We start from the raw sequence: 19,223 nt of genomic DNA, 5'->3' as shown, positions 1-19,223 counted from the left end.
AATGCTATGACAGATTCAAATTATATAAAAGTGTTTACAGGCAATTTAATTATTATTCAACGCATGATAAGTGAACTTGAAAAAGTAAATATTAGTCCAGTTATAAAAGACCAAACTGATTCTGGCATTATAACAGATATACTAGGAACTTCAGTTTCGCACTTTCAAGAAATTCATGTTCATAAAGATGAACTTGATAAAGCAGTTTTAGTAATTGAAGAAGTTAATTCTGAACTGCAAGCCTAATCTCACCTACGTTAGGGATTGCATCGGCATCCTTTTTTGAGTAGCGAAAAAAAGATATAGAGGAAAACCCGACCCGAAGGGTAACTCCCTAATTAAACTTTAAATTAAACCGTTACACCGTACATTTTATTCCGCAATTCTTTAATTTTTGCATCTTGCATATACTCATCAAAGGTAGTGTATCTGTCAATAATGCCATTTGGCGTTAGTTCTATTACCCTATTGGCAACGGTTTGAGCAAACTCATGGTCATGTGTTGTAAATAAGACAGTACCTTTAAAGTTTTTAAGCGAATTGTTGAATGCTGTGATACTTTCTAAATCTAAATGATTGGTAGGTTCATCTAATTGTAATACATTGGCTCTAAGCATCATCATTCTACTAAGCATACAACGTACTTTCTCTCCACCTGAAAGCACATTACACTTTTTAAGTGCTTCTTCACCGCTAAAAATCATTTTTCCTAAGAAACCACGAATGTTTACTTCTTCACGCTCTTCTTCTGTTTGGGCCCATTGACGTAACCAATCAACCAAGGATAAATCGCTATTGAAAAATTTACTATTATCCAAAGGAAGGTAAGATTGCGTAGTAGTAATACCCCAAGAGAATTTACCGGCATCAGCCTTTTCATTATTATTTAATATTTGGTAAAAAGCGGTAGTAGCCCTAGAATCTCTAGAAAACACAACAACCTTGTCGCCTTTATTAAGGTTCAAATCAATATTCTTAAATAGTAATTCACCATCTATAGAAGCCTCTAATCTTTCAATGTTTAATATCTGATCTCCTGCTTCTCTATCGCGTTCAAAAATAATAGCTGGATATCTACGAGATGTTGGCCTAATATCTTCAATATTAAGTTTGTCAATCATCTTCTTTCTACTGGTAGCCTGCTTACTTTTAGCAACATTTGCTGAAAAACGGCGAATGAATTCTTCAAGCTCTTTCTTCTTTTCCTCAGCCTTTTTATTTTGTTGTGCTCTTTGGCGTGCGGCCAATTGAGAAGATTCATACCAGAATGTATAATTACCGGAGAAATGATTTATTTTCCCAAAATCAATATCCGAAATATGCGTACAAACAGCATCCAAAAAGTGACGATCATGAGAAACTACTATCACACAATTATCATAATTTGCTAAGAAATTCTCTAACCAAGAAATAGTTTCATAATCTAAATCATTGGTTGGCTCATCCATTATCAAAACATCAGGATTTCCGAAAAGTGCTTGAGCCAATAACACACGTACTTTTTGTTTACCATCTAAATCACTCATTAAGGAATAATGTAATTCTTCCTTTATTCCTAGATTAGATAACATAGCCGCTGCATCACTATCTGCATTCCAACCATTCATTTCTTCAAATTGAACTTGAAGCTCCCCTATTTTCTCAGCATTTTCATCCGTATAATCAGCATATAAAGCGTCTATTTCAGTTTTAATTTTAAACAACGGTTTGTTACCCATTAAAACTGTTTCTAAAACAGTATGTTCATCATATAAATTATGATCCTGCTCTAAAACAGACATACGTTTACCAGACTCCAAAGACACGTGGCCTGAGGTAGCTTCTCTCTTTCCAGATATAATCTTTAAAAAAGTTGATTTACCAGAACCGTTGGCTCCAATAATACCGTAGCAATTTCCTTGGGTAAAAGTAGTATTCACTTCATCAAAAAGAATACGTTTTCCAAACTGAACAGAAAGATTTGATATTGATAACATATGCTTATTTTAATTTTTTGGCAAAAGTAGAAAAATGAATTGGTAAGTGGAAACTTATACCTTTTAATTTTAATTGATAATCATCGGTTTTTAATACCCCTTTAACTTATCAAAATCAACATTTAACAACGCATTAACAACAGTTTATAATTACATAACATATTTTTGTATAACAATATGTAACTGAAGAGGGATTTATGAAGTTATACCTTTCATTAATAGCAATAGCACTTATGTTTTTTAGCTGTAATAACAACAGCAATAAGACGAAGGTTGAATTTGCTTATATAGGAGGTGAAATTATAAATCCAAATTCTAAGTTTGTAATTCTTGAAAAAGGAACTACTGCCCTAGACACTATTAAACTGGATGGTAGAAATAGATTTATTTTTAAAGTTGATAGTCTAAAAAAAGGGCTTCATACCTTTAGGCATGGCGGAGAATACCAAATGGTTTTAATTGAACCAGAGGATAGTATCTTATTCAGATTAAACACTTTAGAGTTTGATGAATCTCTAGTATTTACAGGTAAAGGTTCTAAAAAGAACAACTATTTTATTAATGAATTTCTAGAAAATGAAAAGGAAGAAACCTATGTGCTTAAACTTTGCCAATTAAAGCCTGAAGCGTACCAGAAACATATAGATTCCATTAAAAACAGAAAGACAAAAAGCTTAGAACATTTTGAAGACAAGTATGAGGTTTCTGAATTATTTAAAAGAATAGCTAAGGCTAATATTGACTATAGCTACTACTCTAGTAAAGAAGTCTATCCATTTGCTCATTATGGAAAAAACAAAGGAGCCATATTAAAATCGCTGCCTGTGGGGTTTTATGATTATAGAAAGGACATTGATTACAATGACAACTTTTTAAAGGACTACCCTAATTACTATAATTTTTTAAGACGAAATTTCAGCAATTTATCTCTTGAGACACATTATGATCATGCCAAGAGTAAAGCTTTTCATAGGAACATGCTTTGTTATAACTTAGATAGATTACATCTTATTGATAGCTTAGTTACTAATTCTACTATAAAAGATGAGCTATTACATCATTTTACTATAAAATATATTTCTCTAAGTAATAACTCTGAGAGTAACACTATAATTCTAAATTCTTATTTAGAGAAAACTTCTAATGAAAAAGATAAAGCACTTATCTCAGGTTATGTTAATTCTTTGAAGGAACTAGGAGAAGGAACAAAGCTTCCAAGTTTACAGGTTGTAGATTATAATAATGAGGAGTACGAACTTAATTCTATAATAAACAGCCCTACAGTAATTTCATTTTGGTCTAGCACTTTATATGATCATTTTAAAGATAGTCATCATAAATTAAAAGAGTTAAAAGAAAAATACCCAGAAATAAAGTTTGTTACTATAAACATTGACGATATGGGTGTAGAAAAAACAAAACTATCACTAAAGAGTTGTAGATTTAACTGTAATGATGAGTATTTGTTTAAAAACCCTAAAGAATCAAAACGTTTATTGGCAATTTATCCTATGACCAAAACTATAATTATTGACCAAAACAAAAAGATAGTAAATGCCAATTCTAATATGTTCTCTGTTAATTTTGAAGAGCAACTTTTGGGGTTAATAAACAGATAGTCATCTAACTACCAAAGTGTACACTTTAGAGGTATTATCTGTGCACAATGGGTCATGATAACGTTCGTTACCATATTCATCATAGTAGTATTCATTTATAGCATCAACATCTAAGGAAACTCTTATAGTAAACCTTCCTGATTCCTGGGGAACACCTTCAAAAATAACTTCTCTGTATTCATAATAAACTTCAAGACCTTTTGGTATATGTCCTGAAACATTAAAATAATAATCATAGCCATCATCAAATGGTTCATTTTTTATCTCTGCTAAAATAGAATCAAAATAATATTGATTAACATAACCTACTTCTAAATCTCTATTTTGTAACTCCGGACGAACGTTAATAATACACTCTAAAATATCTTCACATGCAGTAAAAGAAAACATGGCAATAAGAAGAAGAATTGATATATATTGTTTCATGATTGATGAATTTTAAAACAATAACATCAAATAACATACCAAAATAATTGGTGTTTATCAAGCTGTATTTTGTTAATCTGCTGAGATATAATATATTTTTTCGCCAGTGAGATTATTAGTTATTGCCAAAGTATCTGTTTCTAGTAATTTATGGAACCTGTTATCATTAATTCTCACATGTTTTTGGTAAGCCATTGTCTCAAAGAACTCCTTATATTCCATTATTCCGCAGGTATCATTAATCATAACTTTAGAACACATTTGAAAATCATATCCTGCTTTAGTTTCTAAAATAAAAGTTTTGTTATGTGGTGTACAGAAAACTCCAACACACCTTTCACTACCATCTATTGCAACATAACTATGTCCATGAGGAGCTGGTAAAGGCCAAAAGAAACATGATGTACATAACAATAATATTAAAATGACTAAACACCTCACAATTTGTAGTGGTTCATCAAAAGTTTTTCATAAACTTTATCAGGTAAGATTCGTTTTAAAACAATTGAAAATTTTTGCATAAACTCCCCTACTTTGTAATGAACTTTCGGGTTGTTAGTGTTAATTATTTTAAAAACTTCCTTAGCCATTAAATTAGGGTCGCTACCAGAATCTACATGTGCATTCATCAAATCTAAAGTATTCCCGTATGGTCTTTTATAAGGAGAATCTTCTAATAATGGAGCGTGATATCTTCCTGCAGCAATATTTGTAGCAAAATCTCCAGGAGCCACATTTGTCATCTTTATATTAAAGTCTTTAAGTTCCATTCTAAAAGCCTCCGTAATTAATTCTAAAGCTCCTTTACTGGCACTATAAACACCTCTATAAGGTAAACCCATATAACCTGCAATAGAGGTTACGTTTATTATTAAACCATCATTTTGTTGACGCATTTGAGGCAATACCGTTTTAATAACATTTATGGGGCCAAAAAAATTGGTATCAAAGTTGTTCTTTAATTCTGTCTCTGGTATTTCCTCAATTGGACCAGTAATACCTGCCCCTGCATTATTGATTAGAACATCTATTCTCCCCTCTTTTTTAATTATTGTTTGAACAGATTCAACAATTGTGTTATTCTCCTTTAAATCTAATGCTAATATGGGAAACTTACTCTCTTTATAATTATCAGGATTTCTACTAGTGCCATAAACCACAAAACCTCTATCAAAAAGAAATTCACCTATAGATTTACCAATTCCTGAAGATCCACCAGTAATTAAAACAACTTTAGACATAAACTGAAGAAAAATAATTAATCAAAAATACAATTTTAATAATGAGAATAACATTCTCACAAGAATACAATAAACAAAAAAATCTTGATTCGCCAACGCTTTCAAGATTTAAGTTTTTTGTACAAAAAAAGGCAAGCTACCTACATCACACCGCTACGACCATTTACCTTTGCTGCGTTCCCGCCCTGGAGGATTCAACAGGAGCTGGTTGTGTAGGACTTGCCGGCTGCAAAGATACAACCCTTTTAAAATTTTCACAATGATTTTCTAAACTGATTTTAAATAAATATCTTGCTTTAAATTAAAAAAATACCATGCCTACATTCAAGTATCTCTTAATCATATTTTTAAGTGGTTTTATAATTTCTTGCGGGTCCAATTCCGGGAAGAAAAAAAATGATTTTATCCTTCAAACAAATGCTGAAAAAGGAAATATAAGTAATAATAATACTTTAAAACTCTCTTTAATCAACAAAAAGAACCATACTATAGACTCTGTAGCATACACATTAAACAATAACAGAATTAAGGAGAACACTGCCTTAAATAGTTTTAAGCTAGGGAAACAAACTATTGAGGCCAAAGTATATTTTGATAATGAAGTAGAAACTATAACCTCTGCAGTTACTATTCTTAATAGTATTGCACCTAAAATCTTTTCTTATAAAATCATTAACGAGTATCCTCATGATATTACTTCCTATACTCAAGGTATTGAATTTCATAATGGCTATTTATATGAAAGTACAGGACAATACAAAGAATCTAAGCTTAGAAAGATAAATTATAAAACTGGTGAAGTTTTAAAGAATATTAAACTGGCAGATGAGTATTTTGGTGAAGGACTAACCATTTTAAACAATAAGGTGTTTCAACTAACATGGAAAGAAGGAATAGGTTTTGTTTATGATGTTGAAACTCTTGAAAAAACAAGCAGTTTTAAGTATGGCAATAGTAAAGAAGGTTGGGGCTTATGTAATCATGATAATGTCATTTATAAAAGCGATGGTTCTGAAAAGATATGGCTCCTAAATCCAGAAACTTTGGTTGAAGAAAGTTATATTCAAGTATGTACTAATAAAGGTAAAATATCGCAGATTAATGAAATGGAATGGATTGATGGCAAGATATATGCTAACCGGTATCAAAAAAATGGTGTAGCTATAATTAACCCGCAAAATGGTGGTGTAATTGGAGTAGTTGACTTTACACCATTAAAAGACTTGGTTACTCAGCACGAAAAACTTGATGTTTTAAATGGTATAGCCTACAATCCAGAAACCAAAACCGTTTTTGTTACTGGAAAACGTTGGGATAAAGTATTCGAAATTGAGATTGTAGAATAATAAATATGCTCTAAAGATTAAACCAATTCTTAGTAATTTCCTTTTCTATAATTTGGTTCCCTTTATGAACAAACTCATTCTTTAATGAGTTATATTCATAATCTTCACCCCATTCTTTGAAGTTTTCAGCTACTTCTTTAATAGAATCGCAAATAAAATTAATTTCATCATTAGTCATGGTTGGATGAATGGACATACGAATCCACCCTGGTCTTTCAATTAAACAACCATCTAAAATCTCCTTTTCTATGGCTTTTGAAGTGGGCTCATCAACATTTAACAGATAATGCCCATAAGTACCAGCACATGAACAACCACCTCTAGTTTGAACTCCAAATCGATCATTTAATAATTTAACCACCAAATTATAATGAGCATCATCAATATAAAACGAAAATACTCCCAACCTATCCATATGTTTTGGAGCAAGTATTTGTAGGTTATCAATTTTAGAGAGCTTTTTAAATATAACCTCATTTAACTCATGTTCTCTATCCAAAATATTTTGAACTCCCATTTTTTCTTTCAACTGAATGGAAAGCGCTATTTTAATGGCTTGTAAAAACCCTGGAGTCCCTCCATCTTCTCTAGTTTCAATATCATCAATATAATCATGATCTCCCCAAGGATTGGTATAACTAACTGTTCCTCCACCTGGGTTATCAGGCACTAAATTTTTATAAAGCTTTTTATTGAAAATTAATACTCCTGATGATCCTGGTCCTCCTAAAAATTTATGAGGAGAAAAAGTGACGGCATCTAAATACTCGTATTCATTTGCTGGATGCATATTAATGTCAACGTATGGTGCAGAACATGCAAAATCAACAAAACACAATCCGTTATTTTGGTGCATAATACTTGCCACTTCGCTGTAATTTGTTCTAATACCTGTTACATTAGAACATCCTGTTATTGCTGCAATTTTAATAGGGCAATCTTTATGCTTTTCTATTAACTTTTTTAAATTTTCAGAACACGGTAAACCTTTATCATTTGAAGGGATAACTTCTACTCTGGCAATGGTTTCTAACCAAGACGTTTGGTTAGAATGATGCTCCATATGAGACACAAAGATAATGGGTCTTTTTTCTTCTGGAACCTCTGTGTTATCCTTTAAGTTTTCGTTAAGTTTAATACCTAGAATACGTTGAAACTTATTTATGGCACCTGTCATTCCTGTACCAACTGTAATAAGTACATCGTCTTTGGATGCATTTACGTGCTTTTTAATAATATTTCTAGCCTCGTGATAAGCCAATGTCATGACGGCACCTGTTGTTGATGTTTCAGTATGTGTATTGGCTACATAAGGCCCCATCTCATTTAAAATCTTTTCCTCAATAGGGAGGTAAAGTCTTCCACTAGCTGTCCAATCGGCATAAATTACTTTTTTTCTACCGTAAGGAGAATTGAAATATTCATCTACACCAACCGTGTTTTCTCTGAAAGCACTGAAATATTCCTCTAGGTTTGAATTACTTTGAGGTTTAGAACCAAATACTTTCTTTATACTTTGAGAAAATGTATTCATAATATAACTTTTAAGAAACAATCACCTTGGTAAAATATCTAACCAAGGTGATTCTTTACACTAAAACAAAAACCTTTTATTTAAAAAACTATTTTTTAAATTTTGAAACACCTCCTTTTAACCAAGTATAATACTCATCAACATCTGGTGTATAAGCAACAGGATCCAGCAAATTTTCTTCGTTATGATCCATTAGTACGTAAAGTGGTTGGGCATTAGATTTGTAGCGCATAATTTGTAATTCTGCCCATTTATCTCCTATCTTTTTAAATGGTTTTCCTGGATATAAATACTCTGATATTCCTTGTTCACTTTCATAAGGCTTACGCTTCTCATCTACATAAAGAGAAATCATTACATACTCCTTTTTAAGTAATTCTAGAACTTTTGGAGCTGACCAAACATATTCTTCCATTTTTCTACAATTCACACAAGACCACCCTGTAAAGTCTAAAAGAGCAGGCTTACCTACTTTTTTAGCATACGCCAACCCTTTCTCATAGTCATGGAACATAACAATATCATGAACACCATAATGCGCATCTTCAGGCAATCCTTCATGAGCTGATACTCCTCCAGACCCTAATTTAGTATATCCAACCCCATGTGGAGATTCGCTATAATTTAATGGTGGCGGGAAACCACTAATTAGTTTTAGTGGTGCTCCCCAAAGCCCAGGAATCAAATAAATGGTAAAAGCTAAAACTAAGAGCCCTAAACTTAATCTTCCAACAGAAATATGAGTTAACGGTGAGTCATGTGGCAATTGAATTTTTCCGAATAAATAAAATGCCAAAGCCCCAAAAACTGCAATCCAGATTGCTAAGAAAATCTCTCTTTCAAAAATATGCAATTGAAGTACAAGGTCTGCCGTAGATAAGAATTTAAACGCTAATGCCAATTCTAAGAAACCTAAAACAACTTTTACCGTGTTTAACCATCCTCCAGATTTTGGTAGAGAGTTCATCCATCCTGGGAATGCTGCAAATAAACCAAATGGTAATGCAATTGCTAATGAAAAACCTAACATACCAATAATGGGTCCAACTTTATCACCACCAGAGGCAGCTTCAACTAAAATGGTTCCCACAATAGGGCCAGTACATGAGAATGATACAATGGCTAATGCTAAAGCCATAAAAAATATACCTACTAAACCACTTCTGTTTGATTGAGCATCTACTTTATTTGCCCAAGATTGTGGTAACGTTATTTCAAAAGCACCTAAGAATGATACTGCGAAAATGATTAAAATCAAGAAGAAAATTAAGTTGAACCAAACATTTGACGCAAGAGCATTCATTGCCGCTGGTCCAAAAATGGCAGATACAGCAACACCTAATAGAACGTATATAACAACAATAGAAACTCCATAAAAAATAGCATTTCTTATACCTTGTGCTTTATTCTGACTTTGTTTAGTAAAGAAGCTAACAGTTAAAGGTATCATGGGAAATACACATGGTGTTAATAATGCTGCAAACCCCGATAAAAATGCGATAAAAAACAAAGCAAACAGTCCTCTTTTTGATTTTCCTGGAGCAGATCCTGAATTCCCTGAATCATCATTAGAATCAGATGCCGTTGTTGCAGCAACAGCATCACTAGTTTTTTGATCTTTACCTCCTAAATTGAATGTCAATTCAACCTCTTTTGGCATTAAACACTTTACATCATCACAAGTTTGAAATTCAACAAAAGCTGTAAGCGTATTTTCATCACCAACAACTTCAATCAACTGTTCAAATTTGGCACTAATATCGAAAGACTTAATATCCATTCCATCACCAAAAAGCTCAGTATACTCAGTATGTCCTTCTTCTTCAGTGGTATTTCCTTTTAATTTAAACGCTCCATTAGCATCATCATAAGTAAATGTTGTCGCAATTGGACCTCCATCTGGAACATTCTGAGAATACAAATGCCACCCAGGTTCTATGGCTGCTTTAGTGATTAATTTATACTCTGTATCTGATACTTTTTCTACAGAAGTTGCCCATTTAATTGGATCATATATCTGAGAGTTACCAATGGTAATACAGAATAACGTTATTAAAAAAATGATTTTTTTCATAATGGTTAGTTTAATTGAATCTCAATTTATTTAATGCTAAAAGTTAGTTCTTTTTCGGTTGGTGGTAAACAACGTGTATCATCACATACCATGAACTCTACAGCGCCAGATATATCAAACGGTGACTTACCTCTTAATTTGATTCTTTGTTTAAAAGAAGCTTTATTTTCGAAAAACTTTATTTTCATTCCAAAGATGGGATCATCTACGGTATGTCCTGCTTCCTCTTTAGTATTGCCTTTTTTAAGATAATTACCGTTTCCTTCAAAAGTAAAACTAGTTGCTATAGGACCACCTTCAGGTACAGTTTGTGAATATAAATGCCACTTGTCTTCAATTGTAGCAGTTGCCACCAATTCATATTCAGTGTCTGAAATTTTATTCACACTAGTTGACCATTTTACCGGATCTAATATTTGAGCAAAACCATTTGTGTTAATGGTTAAAACTAATATTACTAATAACTTTTTCATAATTATTTATTGATATTTCTATTTAAAAAAGGGCTATTGAGCAATAGCCCTTTTTATCATCTTTCTTATAAACTTATTGACTGACTAACTCAAAAAATTACACTAAAACAAATGTAAGAAGAAAGATGATTTTGTTTCATTTTAAATTTTATTTTGCTGGTTTAAATACTATTTCAAACGATTTTCCTTTTACCTGTAACTTTTTTGCTAAAGCTTGAATGTCTTTTATAATAATATTGTTTACAACATCTTCAAAATTATTAGCATCATTCATATTGTAACCATCCCTATAAAAAGTGGTTAACAAGGCCATATCATAACTATTATTGCTCTTAGATTGTTCTCTAGATTTCTTATAGCTAGTAAGTGTTTTATCTAAATCATCTTGCTTTATTTCTCCATTAGACATTTTAGTTAATTCATTATGAACAATAGCAATAAGTTTTTCAGCCAAATCAGGGTTACAATCAAAACTAATTGACATATATGATAAGGCTTTAGGTTCTTTTGTTAAAAAAGCTTGGGCTCTTGGACTATACACACCACCTTCTTCTTCACGGAGTGTTTCCTGTAATCTTAATTGCATAATAGCGCCTAAAGCTTGAGTAACAAACCTATTTTTTACAGTATAATCATTAGCTATTTTGAAAGATATATTCACATTAGTTTTAGGATCTTCCATTTTAAGGAAAACGTCTTCATCTACCTTATCACTAGCCCAAGATTGGGTTACATCTTTATAGGTTTCAGTACCAGTAGTTGTTGGTAAACTAGCAATATACATTGATAATAACGGTTCTAACTGTTCTGCTTTAACATCACCTACTATGAAATATTCGAAATCAGCTGGATTATCGAATCTGCTTAAATACACAGATTTCATTTTATCAAAAGTAACATCATTCACAAAATCTTGGTTAAAAACACGCTTTCTTGGGTTGTCGTTACCATATAAGGTAGTAGTGATACCATCCTTCATTTGCTCACCAATGTCTTTGTTTCTTCTTATTAAATAATTATTAATCCCTCCTTGTAATACCTGAAATGCTTGTTCATCAAAACGAGGTTTTTCAAAGTATAAGTGAACCAATTGTAACATGGTTTCTACATCTTTAGTTGTAGAAGACCCTTTTAAGTTTTCTGTAGTTTCTCCTAAACTTGGAGACATAGTAGCCGTTTTACCCGCTAAAACTTTAGGTAATTCTGTTGCTGAGTAATCTCCTAATCCAGACATTTGAATTATGTTTCCCAACAAATTAGCTGAAGGCAAATCTTCATCACTTATTAACGAATTTCCTCCATAACTAATTGCATTAAAAGCTACCGTATTTTTCTGCTTATCAACAAATTTGTAATGTACTTTAATGCCATTACTTAGGGTATAAGTTGTTGAGCCCAAGTCAGCATTGTTTTCAGTTTTAACAATACTTCCTTCGTTAATGGTTAAGCCAGAAATTAATGTTTTACCATCAAAAGCTTCTGTATAAGCCGTGATTTTTGGATCATTTTCAACCAATTGAATAATTTCCTTAGCCTGGGCTTCGGTTAAGTTGTTTTTACCTTCAACACCAGTTACATTAAGGTATCGGTTATTTTTAGAATACAATCTTTTAATGGTATTATGTAAAGCTTCTGGAGTGAATGACTCAAATAATTGTTTAGTAATTTCATATTCCTTTGCAATATCTGCAATAGTCTTATTGTTTAGATAATCATCTTTAATAAGATTAATTATTGAACCATGTCTTTTATCATCTTTCTTAGCTATTTGAGTTTCATAATAATTTGAAAACTCCTTAATAGTTCTATTAATTTCTGATGATGTATAGCCAAACTTAACAGCTCTTACCACTTCAGTTAATACAGCTGCAAAAGCTTGCTGTTGTTGCCCTGGTTTAGGGGCAATTCTTATTCCAAAAGCATTATTAGCTCTTGCCATAGATCTGTAACCTGCTCTAGCTCCCAAAAACGATGCATCTGGTTTTTGAGCTTCTTCATTAATTCTTGCAGACAGCATTTGAGTAGCCATAGATTCTAAAAGCGATGCTTTTAAATCTTCTACCGTTTGATCTTTTAATGATTTTTTATGACGAATCCCAAAATCTAACATAGATGTAGAAATTTCTTTATCCATTCCTAAGCTATAAAGCATCTCGCTATTTTCAGGAACTTCAACAATAAAACGCTCCCTGGGGTTTTCTATAGCTGGAATTATAGAGAATAGATTTTTTATTTTGCTTTCAATTTCGTTAACATTAATATCTCCAACAATAGCAATAGCCTGTAAGTCTGTACGGTACCAATCATGATAAAAATCACGTAAAGCTTTATATTCAAAATTCTCTACAATTCTCATCAAACCTATTGGCAATCTATCCGAATATACTGAATGATTAAATGTTATTGGAAGTGAGGTTTGATATAATCTCATTTGTCCATTTTGGCGTGTTCTCCACTCCTCCTTTATTACTCCTCTTTCAGCATCTATTTCATCATCGGTCAACAATAAATAATTACACCAATCATGTAATACCAGTAATCCTTTGTCTATAAGTTCTGGCTCTGTAGGTACATTGTCTATATTGTAAACAGTTTCATCAAAACCGGTGTAGGCGTTTATATCCCTACCAAAAACTAAGCCTTTTTCCTGAAACGTGTTTAAGATTCCTTTTCCTTTAAAATTCTCGGTTCCATTAAATGCCATATGCTCTAAAAAGTGAGCTAATCCTTGTTGGTCATCGTTTTCTAAGACAGAACCTACATTTTGAATTATATAATAACTAGCAGCATCTTTTACTACATCTGTACTCTTTATATAATAGGTAAGACCATTTGGTAAAACTCCTTTTTTTATGCTTTGGTCTACCGGGATTGGTGCGCTTAAATCTTGCGCTATTATACTTAAACTAAAAAATAAGCATATTATAGCTGATAATTTTCTCATTTTGTATTTCAGGTTTTTATGTTTATATAAAAGACGTATTATAAATCAAAACCCCTTATTAATGAAATGTTAAAATTTGTTATAATTATAAAAAGTAGAACCTCAAATGCGTATTGCCTTTCAGAAAATACGTGAAGGATTTGAAAATGATCCTACTATTTTGATTTTTATTTCTAAATTATTCTAAACTTATTTTCTTAATGATTTGTTATAATGTGTAGTTAAATAAACCCCACTACTTATATTTGTTTTTCAATTTAATTAATATATGCTTTTAGTTTTTAAAAATAGTAAGTCAATTGGCTTAACTATTATTTTTTTTCTACTTTCTCTTTTTACTCTTTTTGGCCAAAGTAAAAATATCAGTATTACAGGAAAAGTTTTAGAATCTTCAACCAATCAACCAGTAGCATTCGCGACTGTAATTTTGGTTGAGCATGAAACTAAAAATAATTTAACCGGTACAACCACCCAGGATGATGGTACTTTTAAGCTAGAAACTGAAGCTTCAAACTTTTATATAGAAGTTAGTTTTATTGGATTTAAAACGAAATCTATTAAAGATTTTAAAATAGCAAAAGGAAAAATTCAACTAGGTAATATAACAATTGAAGAAGATTTAGAACAACTTAACGAAGTGGTTGTTGAAGCAGAAATATCTAAAACCGAATTTAAGTTAGATAAACGTATTTTTAACATTGGCAAAGATTTAAGTTCTACCGGAGCCAGTGCGTTAGAGGTTTTAAACAACGTGCCGTCTGTAAATGTAAATATAGAAGGCGCTATTAGTCTTCGTGGTAGTCAGGGAGTACAAATACTTATTAATGGTAAACCATCAATAATTGCCAGTGACAGTGGAAATACACTGGGAACTATTACAGCAGATATGATGGAACGTGTAGAGGTAATTACCAATCCATCTGCTAAATATGATGCAGAAGGAACTTCGGGAATCATAAATATCATTCTGAAGAAGGAAGAGCGTAAAGGTTTGAACGGATCTGCAAGTGTTAATATTGGAGACCCTTCAAATTACAGTTTCGGTATGAGTTTAAATAGACGTACAGAGAAATTTAATCTTTTTAGTCAAATAGGTATTGGTTACCAAGAATTGCCAAATCATAGAAAAAGTATCAACAGAGATTTAATTGAGAATACAACTTTAAAATCTAATGGGACTGAATATAGAAATGAGACTTATTATAATATCATCTTAGGGACAGATTATCATATTAACGAGAACAATATATTAACGCTTTCAGGTAGTTTTGCATACGAAATTGAAGAACAACCCTCAAGTTTTGATTTTGATTTGTTTGATGGCACGGAACGGTCTATCTGGAAGAGGACTGAAGAAACAGAAGCTACAAATCCGAGGTATCAATATGAGCTACAATACAAAAAAGATTTTGATGACCACGAGGATCACATGCTCCTATTTAGTGCCTTAGGCCGGTTTTTTGGAAAAGACCAATCTTCTGATTTTAATGATGTAACCCTTGCTGGTCCTGACAGAGATGCAGATCAAAAAACCCGCACCGACTACAAAAATGCTAACTACACCTTTAAATTAGACTATACAAAACCTTACAACGAAAAATTCACCATTGAAACCGGTGGTCAATATGTGTTAGATAATACTACTAATGATTATGAAGTTCAAGATTTAGTTGGAAATGTTTATGAAACAGATCCCAATCAAACCAATATTTTTGAATTTGATCAAAACGTATTGGGTGTTTACGGAACCGCAGCTTATGAAGGAGAAAAATGGGGTATTAAGTTGGGATTGCGTATAGAAAATACAGACATTGAAACTTTGCTTGCTGATACCAATGAAAATAATGATCAAAACTATTTAAACCTATTTCCGAGTTTTCATTCTTCCTATAAACTTAGTGACAGTTATTCATTACAAATAGGCTATTCAAGGCGTATATCAAGACCAAATTGGCGTGATTTAAATCCATTTTTTAATATTAGAAACAACTTTAATATTAGAACCGGGAACCCTGATTTACAACCAGAATTCACAGATTCTTATGAATTAACCAATATTTACAATTTAGGTAAAGCATCCTTAAACTTTGGAGTATATTACAGGTATACTACCGATGCTATAGAAAGAAGAATTTCAACTTTCGAAGATAATGTGAACACATATAAGCCGTATAATATTGGTACTAATGATGCTTTAGGTATTGAAGTTAATGGTAAGTATCCCGTTGCGAAATGGCTAGTATTTAATGGAGATTTTAACTATAATTACTTTAAGCGTAAAGGTGAGTTTGAAGGTACTTCTATAGATTTTAATGCTGACCAATGGTCTGGAAAATTGACTAGTAAAATTGGTTTTCCGGGAGATATTGATTTTGAAATTACAGGAAATTACCGCTCAGGTACCAAAACAGTGCAGGGTAAAACTGCTGAAATTCTTTTTGCTGATTTAGGATTAAGAAAAAAAGTTCTAAAAGATAAAGGCACTATTAGCATTAGTGTTCGAGATGTTTTCGCCTCTCGAATAGAAGAATTTGAAACAATTCAAGATGACTTTTATTTATTTAACCAAAATCAAAGAGGTCGGTTCATCATATTTGGATTTAGCTACGGTTTTGGAAAAGGTGAGGCTATGGAGTATGGAGGAAAACAAAGTGGTGGCGGAAGAAGGCGTTAAACCATTTCAGCTTAACACCTTCTTTCTAACTAATTAAAAATAATTCTTATCTATTATTCTGGAATGTAGCTTTTATCTTTTACTAACATCCACTTATCTAGTTCAAAACCATCTTCTCTCATAGAGAAAGAAACAATGTATTCATCGGCTTTATCAAATGTTAATGTAATTGTTTGTGCATATCCACAATGGTTTTCAGGAACACGTTGTGCTGAAGACCAAGTCCAATTATGCTTTCCTTTACAAAGTTGAATTCTTTGTCCGCTTTCAGGCCATTCGCCATTTACACCAACATGTAAACCATTATCTTCTGGTCCAGTAGAATAAGCTCTTACCCAAACATAATAAGTTCCTGGAGTGTTGATTTTCACTTTATAAGATACCATACCGCCGATTCCTGGAACCGGAAAAAAGTTTTCACCCACAATCAACTTATCATCATGTGTTTTTCTTGTATCAGGCATAGCTTCAATATAAGCATCACCACTAGCTCCCTTTAAGTGGTCGTCATGACTGGTAAAAGGGAACTTTCCTCCTTTTTCATGTACATAGAATTTTCTTGGACTTCCATTATTTGAATTGTAATGAAATGCTTCGCCTTCAACTGCTAGCAAACCATTTTTTTCTTCAAAAGCTTCTACATCTTCTAACTTTTCATTTAAATCGAAAATCACGGGTGTCAATCTTAAAGATTTCCATCTACCACGAGACCAAGCAGTTTCATCAGCCTCTGGAATCTTACCATTAGTTAAAGCTTTTGAAGCTATTTTAATAGTATCACCCTTTTTCAAATATAACTTACCTACCGCCAAACTTGTGTTTTTAAATGATTCTGGAGTTTGAGGATTTTTAAGAAATTTCATTTTTTGTTTATTGACAGTAATAAAATAAGTTGATTCCCCATCATTTTCGGCCATTGTATTCAACTCACCAGAATAATAGCCTGTTTCCCCTTTAAAAATGGAAGAGGCACTCGCAAATTTATCTCTTTGACTTTTGTTACCAGCGTTAATAGCAAATGTTCCTCTTTTTTCTTCTTTATAATAAATTGCTTCGGAAGTTTTATCAATTTCGAAGTCTCCAATAGCATTTATGGTTATGCTGTTATTTGGAGTGGCAACGACTTTCTTTTTTGACTTATTTTGAATCAAGGCTACCCAATCTCCTTCCGCCGATGGAGGTGTTCCAATAGAAACAAGGCCACCACCTTTTATAGTTTTTGTACTTCCTGTTAAAAGAGCACCACCTGTTCTTGGATTATACCATTTCACGGAAAACTTTGCTTTTATTCCGGATAAATCTAATTTAGTTTCTTCTATTTTAGGTAAATAAACAGCGTAAATTGAACCTTTTTTAGCGTATACATAATCATGTTCATTTTTAGTAAGTCCATCATTTGAAGTCATTGTTTCAAATGGTAGATAATTATTAAAAAATTCCAAGGCAAAACGTGTTTGATCCCAAACATTATTGCGGGATCTCCAATCTTCACAAGTTAAATCATGATGTGCAAATTTGTATCCAAAATACCATTCTACGCCAGCGCCTCCTGCCATTAAATTACCCCAAAGCACTTCAGCTCTAATATCGTTATGTTCAGGATCATCGGCATCCGGTTTAGCACCTGTACTAGCAGGCCCAATCTCATCTTGACAAACTACCCATTGTTTACCAAATTTACCTGATTCATTTATCCATTTCACAGTTATATCGTGTACATTCACCGGATAGTGTGTTTGCATTGAAGGACCATCTAAATATTCATAACCTAAAAGCGGCGTTAAAAACAAGTCTTGTGCAGGTGTTGACGCATGAGTATGTAATACCACAAAATTCTGATAAGGGTCATGGGTTTTTATATATTTAGCCATGGCCTTTCTATCCTTATCTGTTTGTCCCTTAGGAGTCCAATGTAACGGACCATTCTCTTCACCTAAATTCCAGGTAATAGCTAAATGATGTGAAAAACGAGCAATTAATTCACGGTAATACAGTTTACGTTGTGTTTTTGTTTCACCAATATCTAAAAGTAATTCGTTCTCTGTTTCTTGAGTTACTATATGGAGCATTAACCCTAAATCATCCATATAATCAAACACAACTTCCCACTGATCTAACTTACTACAGTCAAATCGGTAACGCTCGTGTCTATTAGTCCAAGGCCATACATCTTTCCCATCTCCTTGAACATTCATTGTTAAGAAATAAACAGAGTTCATCCCTTCAGAAGCCAAATAATTTAAAGCTCCAATAATATTTTTACCTTTACCATTTTGCCATGTTGGATTACCTTCTTTCCAATCACTTGCATGAGCTTCATATTTATGAGAAGCTGGGGTTTGATCAAACTCATAATACCCTAAAAAACTCTCAGGACTATCAGCTCCTCCTTTTAAAAATGCTTCTTTTGAATCTGCATATCTTAAATATCGGTCACCCGTATATTTTAATCTTCCTTTTGTTCTGAAAGCAGAACCATCGTTATCAGATTCTCCTATTATAAATTTACCTTTAGCTCCATCAAAAGCTACTGCTTCACCTGCATGAATATCATCATTAACCGCTATATTCTCACCTTTTCTAAAAGAAACTTCATAAGACCACTCGCCTACTTCATCTGGCATAAACCTTACTTTCCAGATATTTCCTGATTTTGCACTAGTCTCTCCTGCATTTCCATCGGCAGCGAAAAAACCAGGAACAATCATAGTTTTATTTTTATTCTTAAAAATGACATTTAAACGATAGTTTAAAAACGGATTGTTTTCATCACTTTCACTTAATTGATCACCTTCAAAACTTAGGGTTATTTTGTGCCATTTTTTTAATGCACCTTCAATTTTTTGCGCATTCACACTACTACAAGTGAGAAGCAGAATTCCTAACAGAAACGATAGTTTTTGCATGTTAATAATA

Annotated in this window: 13 protein-coding genes and 1 other RNA gene; 4 read left to right on the top strand and 10 right to left on the bottom strand. The window is 32.5% G+C overall.

What is annotated here, in order from left to right; genetic code table 11:
• The first annotated feature begins 6 nt into the window (after positions 1-6).
• Positions 7-246, top strand: coding sequence for a putative signal transducing protein (locus FUA22_RS16890; protein WP_147769762.1), 240 nt, complete (start codon positions 7-9; stop codon positions 244-246).
• Between the two features lie 104 nt (positions 247-350).
• On the opposite strand, the gene FUA22_RS16885 is transcribed toward FUA22_RS16890, so the two are convergent.
• On the bottom strand, positions 351-1,976 hold the full coding sequence (locus tag FUA22_RS16885; protein ID WP_147769761.1) for an ABC-F family ATP-binding cassette domain-containing protein: 1,626 nt from the start codon (positions 1,974-1,976) through the stop codon (positions 351-353).
• A 197-nt stretch (positions 1,977-2,173) separates the two neighbouring features.
• On the opposite strand from FUA22_RS16885, the gene FUA22_RS16880 reads away from it, so the two are divergent.
• Positions 2,174-3,595 (top strand): TlpA family protein disulfide reductase, encoded by a 1,422-nt coding sequence (locus FUA22_RS16880; RefSeq protein ID WP_147769760.1) that lies wholly within the window; start codon positions 2,174-2,176, stop codon positions 3,593-3,595.
• Here FUA22_RS16880 and FUA22_RS16875 read toward each other — a convergent pair whose 3' ends face one another.
• The 4 genes from FUA22_RS16875 to ffs all read right to left on the bottom strand — a co-directional run bounded on the left by FUA22_RS16875 (position 3,596) and on the right by ffs (position 5,487).
• The gene (locus FUA22_RS16875) at positions 3,596-4,021 is read right to left on the bottom strand and encodes a hypothetical protein (protein WP_147769759.1); all 426 of its coding nucleotides are present in this window, start codon (positions 4,019-4,021) and stop codon (positions 3,596-3,598) included.
• Positions 4,022-4,093: 72 nt separating this feature from the next.
• Complete coding sequence (locus FUA22_RS16870; RefSeq protein WP_206667121.1) at positions 4,094-4,462, bottom strand: hypothetical protein; 369 nt, start codon at positions 4,460-4,462, stop codon at positions 4,094-4,096.
• A complete protein-coding gene (locus FUA22_RS16865) occupies positions 4,459-5,262 on the bottom strand; it encodes an SDR family oxidoreductase (protein ID WP_147769757.1) in 804 nt (267 codons plus the stop codon). Before FUA22_RS16865 ends, FUA22_RS16870 begins: the two co-directional genes overlap by 4 nt.
• A gap of 126 nt (positions 5,263-5,388) precedes the next feature.
• An RNA gene (gene ffs, locus FUA22_RS16860) (signal recognition particle sRNA small type) lies at positions 5,389-5,487 on the bottom strand.
• 89 nt (positions 5,488-5,576) lie between these two features.
• Between ffs and FUA22_RS16855 the strand changes: the two genes are divergently transcribed.
• On the top strand, positions 5,577-6,608 hold the full coding sequence (locus tag FUA22_RS16855) for a glutaminyl-peptide cyclotransferase (protein ID WP_147769756.1): 1,032 nt from the start codon (positions 5,577-5,579) through the stop codon (positions 6,606-6,608).
• Positions 6,609-6,618: 10 nt separating this feature from the next.
• On the opposite strand, the gene FUA22_RS16850 is transcribed toward FUA22_RS16855, so the two are convergent.
• The 4 genes from FUA22_RS16850 to FUA22_RS16835 all read right to left on the bottom strand — a co-directional run bounded on the left by FUA22_RS16850 (position 6,619) and on the right by FUA22_RS16835 (position 13,633).
• Positions 6,619-8,142, bottom strand: coding sequence for an aminotransferase class V-fold PLP-dependent enzyme (locus tag FUA22_RS16850; RefSeq protein WP_147769755.1), 1,524 nt, complete (start codon positions 8,140-8,142; stop codon positions 6,619-6,621).
• Between the two features lie 88 nt (positions 8,143-8,230).
• Positions 8,231-10,216, bottom strand: a complete 1,986-nt coding sequence (locus tag FUA22_RS16845; protein WP_147769754.1) for a protein-disulfide reductase DsbD family protein — start codon at positions 10,214-10,216, stop codon at positions 8,231-8,233.
• A 26-nt stretch (positions 10,217-10,242) separates the two neighbouring features.
• Positions 10,243-10,689: a protein-disulfide reductase DsbD domain-containing protein gene (locus FUA22_RS16840; RefSeq protein ID WP_147769753.1), complete on the bottom strand. Its 447-nt coding sequence runs from the start codon at positions 10,687-10,689 to the stop codon at positions 10,243-10,245.
• Positions 10,690-10,837: 148 nt separating this feature from the next.
• Positions 10,838-13,633 (bottom strand): M16 family metallopeptidase, encoded by a 2,796-nt coding sequence (locus FUA22_RS16835; RefSeq protein WP_147769752.1) that lies wholly within the window; start codon positions 13,631-13,633, stop codon positions 10,838-10,840.
• Between the two features lie 268 nt (positions 13,634-13,901).
• Here FUA22_RS16835 and FUA22_RS16830 point away from each other — a divergent pair, with 268 nt between their 5' ends.
• Positions 13,902-16,307 carry an outer membrane beta-barrel family protein gene (locus FUA22_RS16830; protein ID WP_147769751.1) on the top strand — a complete coding sequence of 802 codons (2,406 nt, stop codon included), beginning with the start codon at positions 13,902-13,904 and terminating at the stop codon, positions 16,305-16,307.
• 53 nt (positions 16,308-16,360) lie between these two features.
• Here the strand turns inward: FUA22_RS16830 and FUA22_RS18550 are convergent, their stop codons facing one another.
• On the bottom strand, positions 16,361-19,213 hold the full coding sequence (locus FUA22_RS18550; protein ID WP_206667120.1) for a DUF5060 domain-containing protein: 2,853 nt from the start codon (positions 19,211-19,213) through the stop codon (positions 16,361-16,363).
• Positions 19,214-19,223 lie beyond the last annotated feature (10 nt).

Origin of the sequence: Seonamhaeicola maritimus (assembly GCF_008056315.1) — a bacterium.
Lineage (GTDB): Bacteria > Bacteroidota > Bacteroidia > Flavobacteriales > Flavobacteriaceae > Seonamhaeicola > Seonamhaeicola maritimus.
This window is presented reverse-complemented; position numbering and strand designations above follow the sequence as displayed.